This window comes from Pelotomaculum sp. PtaB.Bin117 (genome assembly GCF_002067195.1).
Classification (GTDB): domain Bacteria; phylum Bacillota; class Desulfotomaculia; order Desulfotomaculales; family Pelotomaculaceae; genus Pelotomaculum_D; species Pelotomaculum_D terephthalicicum.
On the sequence record NZ_MVQM01000033.1, the window covers coordinates 21,988 to 29,869 of the forward strand.

Below are 7,882 nucleotides of genomic sequence, written 5' to 3' on the forward strand. Positions count from 1 at the left end.
AATCTGCCCTATTGTTGCAGCCATCCTTAATTACGGCTGCTTTTCAAATTCCAGAGCACCGAAACCAGCAAGTCTATTTCTGAGCGTGTGTTGTAAAACGCCAGTGAAGGCCTGACGGTGCTCTCTTGCCCGAACCTTCTTAAAACCGGCTGGGCGCAGTGATGGCCTGCCCGGACGGCTATTCCTTCTTGGCTCAGGGCATTGCTGACCTCTTCCGTGGTGAAGCCTTTCAGGACAAAGGACAGCACGCTTGTTTTTTCTTTGGCCGTGCCGATCAGCTTTAAACCGGGTATGCGCTTTAAAGCGTCCATGCCGTATTCCAGAAGAGCGTGCTCATACCTGTTGATATTTTCCATGCCCAGGGAATTCACATAATCTATGGCGGCGCCGAGCCCGACGGCGCCCGCGATATTTCCCGTTCCCGCCTCAAACCGGTTTGGCGGGACCTGGTAGACAGTTCTTTCAAAGGTTACATCAGCGATCATGTTTCCGCCGCCATGATAAGGGCGCATCGCGTGCAGAACTTCAGGCTTGGCGTATAAAACCCCGATCCCCGGCGGGCCGAAAACCTTGTGCCCGGAGAACACATAGAAGTCGCTGTCCAAAGCCTGAACATCCACTTTCAAATGAGAAACAGCCTGCGCTCCGTCGACTAAGACTTTCGCCCCGTATCGATGCGCCATCTGCACCATTTCCGCTACCGGAACAATGGTACCCAGCGCATTGGAAACATGCGTAACCGCGACTATTTTCGTTTTGGAGCCGAGCAACCTTTCATACTCATGCAAAAGAACCTGGCCGGTTTCGTCAACTGGAACAACGCAGAGTTTAGCTCCTGTTTCAGCACAGAGCATCTGCCAGGGAACAATGTTGGCGTGATGTTCAAGCCAGGTAATGACAATTTCGTCATCTTTCTGAAGATGGTATTTTCCAAAGCTCTGCGCGACCAAATTGATCGCTTCGGTTGTGCCGCGCACAAAAACAATTTCCGATGACGAAGGGGCGTTGAGAAACTTGCTTATAGTGTCTCTTGCCCCTTCGTAGGCATCCGTCGAGCGGGCGGCGAGGCTGTGCGCCCCTCTGTGCACGTTCGAGTTTTCATGTTCATAGAAATAGACCAGCCGGTCGATGACGCTTTTGGGTTTCTGGGTTGTCGCCGCGTTATCCAGCCAGACCAGATTTTTCCCGTTTACCTTTTCCGATAATATTGGGAAATCCCTGCGGACAGCGTTCACGTCAAAATGCTCATAAGAAAAATCCGTTAAAGGAACGATCACCGGTGCAATGCTTATACTGGGAGTCGGGTATTTATTCAGAGTTTCATTATTATTAACTATTGATCCGGTGGGATCAGGCGATGAAATTGATTCGGCATTTTCAAGAAAGGAAAGCTGTTGCCATTCATCTTGAATTGCCGCCTGATAGTATTTATTGAGCTCAGTTGTGGATGGAGACACGCTGATATCATCAATTTGCAGAGTGTCCGGGATTGCTTTTAAGAAATCCTCTTCCGAAAAAACATTCTTCGTTGCCGCCGGATTCGGCACGAATTCTTGAATAGAAGAACTCTTATTAGGAGCTTCCCGAGCGGAAAACTCGGGGAAATATTCGTTTGCCATGGCCTCCAGCACAGAAGGGTCCGGCAAAAGATTCCTGTGGGGAGCCAAAGAACCGGCTTGGAGTTTTTTAAGACCGGATCCGGGGATTGTATTGTTGCTATTAATTATATTCATAATAGTTTCCCACATCCACGTCTTCGAGCACCCCGACCGCGTCTTCCGTCAAAATGGCTAAAGAACAATATATCGAAAGAAGATATGATGCAATTCCGTTTTTATCTATCCCCATGAATTTTACCGATAAGCCCCTCGACTGTTCCCCCGGCACACCTGCCTGGAAGAGGCCGATAACACCCTGTTTCTTTTCACCGGTACGGACGAGGAGAATATTGGTTTTACCGGCTTGTCCCTTCGGTCTTTTCTGACCATCGACAAGCAGTTTGTCTGTAGGAATAATTGGAATGCCTCTCCATGTTAAAAACGGTGAGCCGAATAAATTAACTGCCACGGGCGGCACTCCGCGTCTGGTGCATTCACGGCCGAAAGCCGCGATAGCTCTTGGATGCGCGAGGAAAAATGAAGGCTCTTTCCATACTTTTGAAATAAGCTCATCCATATCGTCCGGAGTGGGAGGGCCGTTGCGCGTCTGAATTCTCTGGGAATCATACGCATTTTTTAATAGTCCGTAATCGTCGCTGTTGATCAGTTGGCTTTCCTGTCTTTCTCTTATGCTTTCCATAGCCAGGCGAAGCTGTTCTTTGATCTGGTCGTAAGGATAACTGTATATGTCGGATATGCGGGTATGCACATTGACTACCGTAGATATTGAGGTTAGTATGTATTCCCGAGGGTCTGACTCGTAATTGACAAAACCTTCCGGTATTCTTGCATCGTCTTGCTGACTGCAGAGAACATCAAGAGGAGTTTCTCCTTCTTTAACTTTGTTCAATCTGAAAATTCCTGCTTCCAGAGGCTTCCATTCCAATAACTTGGCTAACCATCTTGGCGTAATCGAATCGAATTGCGGCGCTGTTTTCGTTACCTTGGCAAGTTGATACGCCTCATGCGCGCCTAGCGCAGGGACTTTGTTTTCCTGCTCTTCCATAATAAACACCTCCTTTGTTTAAAGCACTTCCACTTTCCTTATATTGCAGGATTATACTTTCCTTCATTTAATAAACTTATACTATTTGTTTTTAAAACGCTTAAAAGAAAGGCCGTTATAAGCCATTTTAGAGGATCAATGGTCAACAGTCTTGTCAATTTTTATAATTTCTAGATTTCGCCACCGATACATGATGTACGAAAAAAAGGCCATGCGTGTTCCAGATCATAATTTGAAAGAGCGGCCGGTGATCCGGATGCGAGTGATAGAAGCCCAGCGAACGAATCTAACGGTAAGAATGGTTGGAAGCTGAAACACTTTAAAACGCTCTATTTTATTAAGCCCTTGAAAGGCAAGTTCTAAGAAGTGTCAAAAATGGAAAAATAAAAGGTTTCACCTAATTGCTTGTAGATATGTTAGTTTATCTAAAACAACAAACACAAGCGAGGCGAAACCCCAGTTATGTATGTTCTGGATGCAATATGTCTCATACAGCTGCCTCTTAAATGGGAATTTCTTTCTCCCTCCGGCTATTTTAAATACTTTGCTTCTGATATCCTAAAACCTGTAATGCTTCCCGGGCAAACAATTTCGCCGTCGGCGTAAAGAACCATTCTTCAATGCATTCGCTAAGCCATTTCCGGTGTTGGTTGCGCTTTATCCCAAAGCGTTCGGCGTCAATTTCAAAGCCGCGCGGGGAATAACGGAATAGTTTATCAGCGTCCTTAACAATTCGATCATTTTGAGAAACTGCTTCGAGCCTGGTATCGTGGCCATCAATAATAAGTAGAATTTCTTCCATTTTGCTTTCTTCGTAATTAAATTTTCCCAGGACCTCTCTAGCCATTCTTACTCCTTCCACTTCGTGTATACGTTGAAGTTCCCTGTCAAGCTGAGGTCCGAACGCTTTCAGTTGTAGTTCTTCCGGCACCTGCCACCAGCCTAGATCATGAAGAAGCACTGCCGGAATGACAACCTCGGGATCACCGGCTTCCTTTTCTAATAGTTTCAATGCAAAACTTAAAGATATTTCAACATGAATGTCATTTTTTCTGGTATTAAGAAAAGGTTTGACCAATTCATAAATTTTATTATAAATTTTTTCCATAATTGGTTCTACTCCCTTAAATTAGAATAATACATCACCATCAAAACCTTCTCCCCACCCTTCATAAATTACGGCTGTTTTTTAACTCAAAGCGTCTCTGCTCACTTATTTTATGCTGGCGCTGGTGTTTTGAGTATTACTCCGTCCACTTCGACAATCAACAAAGGAACAACACGGGTACCAGTGCTGTCTAAACCTGTTTCTCCATCCCATTTCTTGAGGTGTTCACCGACCACCTGGACATCCTGATGGATGGTCCCGTGGCTGATACTCACCCCCAAAGCGGTCTTTATGGTTTCTTTTGCCTTCCTGTAGCTCTGTCCGGCAGCAAGCATTACTGCTATTTCGCTCAACCGGGAGAGACATGGGCTCTTGATGGCATACCAGCAGCTCGTCCAGCAAAAAAGTATAAGCGTAAGCTCCACTTAAGGTACGCTTTTTGTAGTAGCGTCTTGGGTGGCTAAGCACTCCCAGTGTGGTTTCAAAGGTGCGTTCCCTTATTTCAAGCTACTTCCCAACCTTCTCGTTTTGCCGAGTTAAGTATGAGCCGATCAAGGAGTAAAGTACTCACTCTTTTCTCTTGCGACCAGTGGCTTTCTTTAATGTGGCCGGTGGCTGTCTGGAGTTGAAGAGCTGTATTCATGGAAGAAACCTCCTTTGTTTTTTGGCGGATTGCACTGGAAGTTTCTTTTTTATCTCCAGGGTGAAATTCCTTTTCAGTTTTGCCTGAAGATTATTGGTAATCGCTCATACTTATTTTACAGCTACAAATTCCAAATTGGCAACTTTTTAAAACGTTATCATGTATCGAGGCATCATCAAATCCAGGATCAATAAGTCCCACTTTTCTTGAGCAATCAGGTCCAAAGCGTCTTCCGTTCCCCGCCTCCTTGACATAAAAACCTTCTTTTTCAAGGTGCATCCGCAATATCTCACGGATCTTCCGCTCATCGTCAACGATTTAGGATCTTTTTTAAATTCTTTATGTTAGAAATGTCTTCTAAGAGAAGAGCAACAAGCACCGTCCCCCTTGCCCCCCATCCTCGAAAAAAATATCTTGACTTATTCCATAGGAATAATTATCATATGATATATGAACAGATGATCATATGTGGCATAATCTAAAACCAATCGGTATAGGGGGAAACTTAAATGGCTATGGAACTGGACAGGTGTGGAATCACTTGTATACATGAAGAGGCGGTTGAAGAAGTGCAAAAGGCAATGTTGGGCGAGGATGTAGCCGGTTCACTGGCCGAATTGTTCAAGGCATTGGGAGATCCTACTAGAGTGAAGATCTTGTTTGCCTTAATGACCAGAGAACTATGTGTTTGCGATATTGCGCTGGTAATTGGCGTTTCTGAATCAGCGGTATCTCATCAGCTTAGGGTTCTCCGGACTATGCGTCTGATCAAGTTCCGGCGGGAAGGCAGAATTCTGTGGTATTCCCTGGCCGACAGCCACGTCCGGGGATTATTTGCGCAGGGCCTTGAGCATGTCACGGAATAGAGGATTAGGAGGCATTAATCATGGGAGAAACGGCTGAATTAAGCAATTCTGTTGTTTCCAGCCGAATAGCTGTGACGGGGATTGATTGCCCGGACTGCGCGGCCAGGGTTGAGAAGGCCGTAAAACGGATGCCCGGCGTGGCTGCGGCCAGCATAGCATTCCCTTTGGGAAAGCTTAATGTTGAGTATGACTCAACGCAGACTGGGATTCAACAGGTCTTAGAAAAAGTTAAAGCGTTGGGTTGTGAAGCTAAGGAAGAAGCAGGAACCGGGGCTGCATGTGGCAGCAAAACCACAACTATTCGCATTGGCGGAATGGACTGCGCCGACTGCGCGGCCAAATTGGAAAAACGTATTGCCAAGGTGCCGGGGGTAGCGCAGGCACAAGTCAATTTTGGGGCTTCGAAGATGATCGTTGTTCATCAGGGGCCTCTTCCTGAAATTTTGACCACGATAGAGAAGATGGGATACTTCGGTAGAATTGATGAGGGCCATGACAAGCAGCCGGAACCGGTTTCATTCTGGAAGACCAATCAATATGCCATCCCGACTGTTATTTCATTTGTAATGCTAATCTTTGGCGTCATTAGCGAGAGACTTGACGCGCCCCTTATGTTTACTAATACCTTGTTTCTTGCCGGGATTATCCTGGGCGGCTTCCTGATGGCAAAAAACGGCATCTCCGTACTTATAAACGCGCGTGAGCTTGACATGAACGTGTTAATGACTATTGCCGTAGTTGGCGCTGCCGCAATAGGTGAATTTGAGGAAGCCGCGTCCGTTGTTTTCCTGTTTTCGTTGGGAAACGCCCTGCAGGGCTACACCCTTGATAAGACCAGAAACTCGATCCGGGGCTTAATGGAACTGACACCCAACGAAGCTTTGGTTAGCCGCAACGGGGTGGAAGTGACCCTGCCCGTCGAGGAAATTGGCATAGATGATGTCATCATCTGCCGGCCGGGGGAGAGAATCCCCATGGACGGTAAAGTAGTACAAGGTTTTTCCTCGGTCAACCAGTCTCCTATTACCGGTGAGTCGTTGCCGGTGGAAAAAAGCATTGGAGACGAAGTCTATGCCGGTACCATTAACGAACGTGGCTCCCTGGAGATTATGGTTACCAAACTGGCCAAGGATAATACCATTTCCAGGATCATCGACATGGTAGAAGAGGCCCAGGGCCAGCGTGCCCCGTCGCAGCAGTTCGTAGACAAGTTTGCCAAATACTACACGCCTTTGGTCGTAATGGGTGCTGCATTGGTCGCCGTTGTTCCGCCGCTGGCTTTCGGACAGCCGTTTTATAAATGGTTTTATCAGGCTATGGCCATGCTGCTGGTGGCTTGCCCCTGCGCCCTGGTGATATCTACTCCGGTGTCCATCGTCTCGGCCATAGGGAGCGCCGCCAGGCGCGGTGTTCTGATCAAGGGCGGGATCTACCTGGAGGAAGCCGGAGCCTTGTCGGTTGTGGCTTTTGACAAGACTGGCACATTGACGGTGGGAAAGCCGCGAGTTACGGATGTCTTTACGGTAAATGACTGTTCAGAACAAGAAATAATCGCTATTGCGGCGGCTATTGAATCTCGCTCCGAGCATCCGCTGGGAGAGGCAATTCTCGATTACGCCCGGGAAAAGGGAATAAAAGTTCCCCAGGTTGCCAACTTTGAAGCAATTCCCGGCAAGGGCGCGAAAGGTGATGTTGAAGGCAGATACTATCAGATCGGCAACCCAAGGCTGCTCGCTGAAAAAGGGCTTGGCCCCGACAAGATTGCGGATATTGTTGCCGGACTCCAGAGCGAAGGCAAAACCGCAATGCTCCTTGGAGACATGGAGAAAATTATTGGCGTGATAGCCGTGGCCGACGTCCTGAGAGATAATACCAAACAAGCCGTCGAAAGTCTAAAGAAAGCCGGCATCCAGAAGGCGGTTATGCTCACCGGTGACAATTCGCGCACTGCCCAAGCTATAGCAACTAAGGCGGGGATAGATGAATTCCAGGCCGATCTGCTGCCGGAGGAGAAGGTGTCCAGGATGAAGGACCTTTTGGCGCAGTACGGCAAGGTAGCTATGGTGGGAGACGGGGTAAACGACGCTCCGGCCATGGCCATATCTACCGTAGGAATAGCCATGGGGACGGCCGGCTCAGACGCTGCCTTGGAGACCGCGGATATCGCCTTGATGGCAGACGATTTGACGAAGCTATCCTACGCCATGAGGCTAAGCCGTAAGACACTCAGGATAATTAAGCAAAACATCGCTTTTGCCCTGCTGGTGAAAGGATTGATTCTCTTAATGGTCATTCCGGGCTGGCTGACTTTGTGGCTGGCCGTGGCGGGCGACATGGGGAGTTCGCTGCTGGTTACTTTGAACGGGATGAGGCTGCTTAAAGTAAAGCATCAAGCTTAATTCAGGATAACAAGGGGTTAGCATTTGCCGGGGGGGAGTCGGGGGTAGTACTTGCTGTTTTAACAAATTGGATATTAAATAGGCTCTCGGCATTAGATGGGAGGAATCATTAAATCTGGAATAAAGCAACTGGAAATTCTGGCATGCCAGGCTAAAAAGACTGTCCTTTTCACGACATTCCTAAAAATGGGCATGGCAAAGA

At 47.5% G+C, this 7,882-nt stretch carries 6 protein-coding genes; 2 read left to right on the forward strand and 4 right to left on the reverse strand.

The annotated features are described in order from the left end of the window. Positions 1-26: 26 nt before the first annotated feature. The 4 genes from A4E54_RS01290 to A4E54_RS01305 form a co-directional block, all read right to left on the reverse strand. Positions 27-1,733, reverse strand: coding sequence for a family 2A encapsulin nanocompartment cargo protein cysteine desulfurase (locus tag A4E54_RS01290; protein ID WP_240084658.1), 1,707 nt, complete (start codon positions 1,731-1,733; stop codon positions 27-29). Then, positions 1,720-2,664 carry a family 2A encapsulin nanocompartment shell protein gene (locus A4E54_RS01295; RefSeq protein WP_240084657.1) on the reverse strand — a complete coding sequence of 315 codons (945 nt, stop codon included), beginning with the start codon at positions 2,662-2,664 and terminating at the stop codon, positions 1,720-1,722. The genes A4E54_RS01290 and A4E54_RS01295 overlap by 14 nt, the downstream gene beginning before the upstream one ends. A 535-nt stretch (positions 2,665-3,199) precedes the next feature. Further along, positions 3,200-3,772 carry an HD domain-containing protein gene (locus A4E54_RS01300; protein WP_240084656.1) on the reverse strand — a complete coding sequence of 191 codons (573 nt, stop codon included), beginning with the start codon at positions 3,770-3,772 and terminating at the stop codon, positions 3,200-3,202. 110 nt (positions 3,773-3,882) lie between these two features. Then, on the reverse strand, positions 3,883-4,107 hold the full coding sequence (locus tag A4E54_RS01305) for a hypothetical protein (RefSeq protein ID WP_286723874.1): 225 nt from the start codon (positions 4,105-4,107) through the stop codon (positions 3,883-3,885). Between the two features lie 817 nt (positions 4,108-4,924). On the opposite strand from A4E54_RS01305, the gene A4E54_RS01310 reads away from it, so the two are divergent. Next, positions 4,925-5,281, forward strand: coding sequence for an ArsR/SmtB family transcription factor (locus tag A4E54_RS01310; protein WP_240084654.1), 357 nt, complete (start codon positions 4,925-4,927; stop codon positions 5,279-5,281). Between the two features lie 20 nt (positions 5,282-5,301). After that, positions 5,302-7,680: a heavy metal translocating P-type ATPase gene (locus A4E54_RS01315; protein WP_240084653.1), complete on the forward strand. Its 2,379-nt coding sequence runs from the start codon at positions 5,302-5,304 to the stop codon at positions 7,678-7,680. Positions 7,681-7,882 lie beyond the last annotated feature (202 nt).

Excerpts from the sequence above, each read along its gene's own strand:
- A4E54_RS01300 (WP_240084656.1), bottom strand. The coding sequence starts at position 3,772 with ATGGAAAAAATTTATAATAAAATTTATGAATTGGTCAAACCTTTTCTT.
- A4E54_RS01315 (WP_240084653.1), top strand. The coding sequence starts at position 5,302 with ATGGGAGAAACGGCTGAATTAAGCAATTCTGTTGTTTCCAGCCGAATA.
- A4E54_RS01305 (WP_286723874.1), bottom strand. The coding sequence starts at position 4,107 with ATGCTTGCTGCCGGACAGAGCTACAGGAAGGCAAAAGAAACCATAAAG.
- A4E54_RS01295 (WP_240084657.1), bottom strand. The coding sequence starts at position 2,664 with ATGGAAGAGCAGGAAAACAAAGTCCCTGCGCTAGGCGCGCATGAGGCG.
- A4E54_RS01310 (WP_240084654.1), top strand. The coding sequence starts at position 4,925 with ATGGCTATGGAACTGGACAGGTGTGGAATCACTTGTATACATGAAGAG.
- A4E54_RS01290 (WP_240084658.1), bottom strand. The coding sequence starts at position 1,733 with ATGAATATAATTAATAGCAACAATACAATCCCCGGATCCGGTCTTAAA.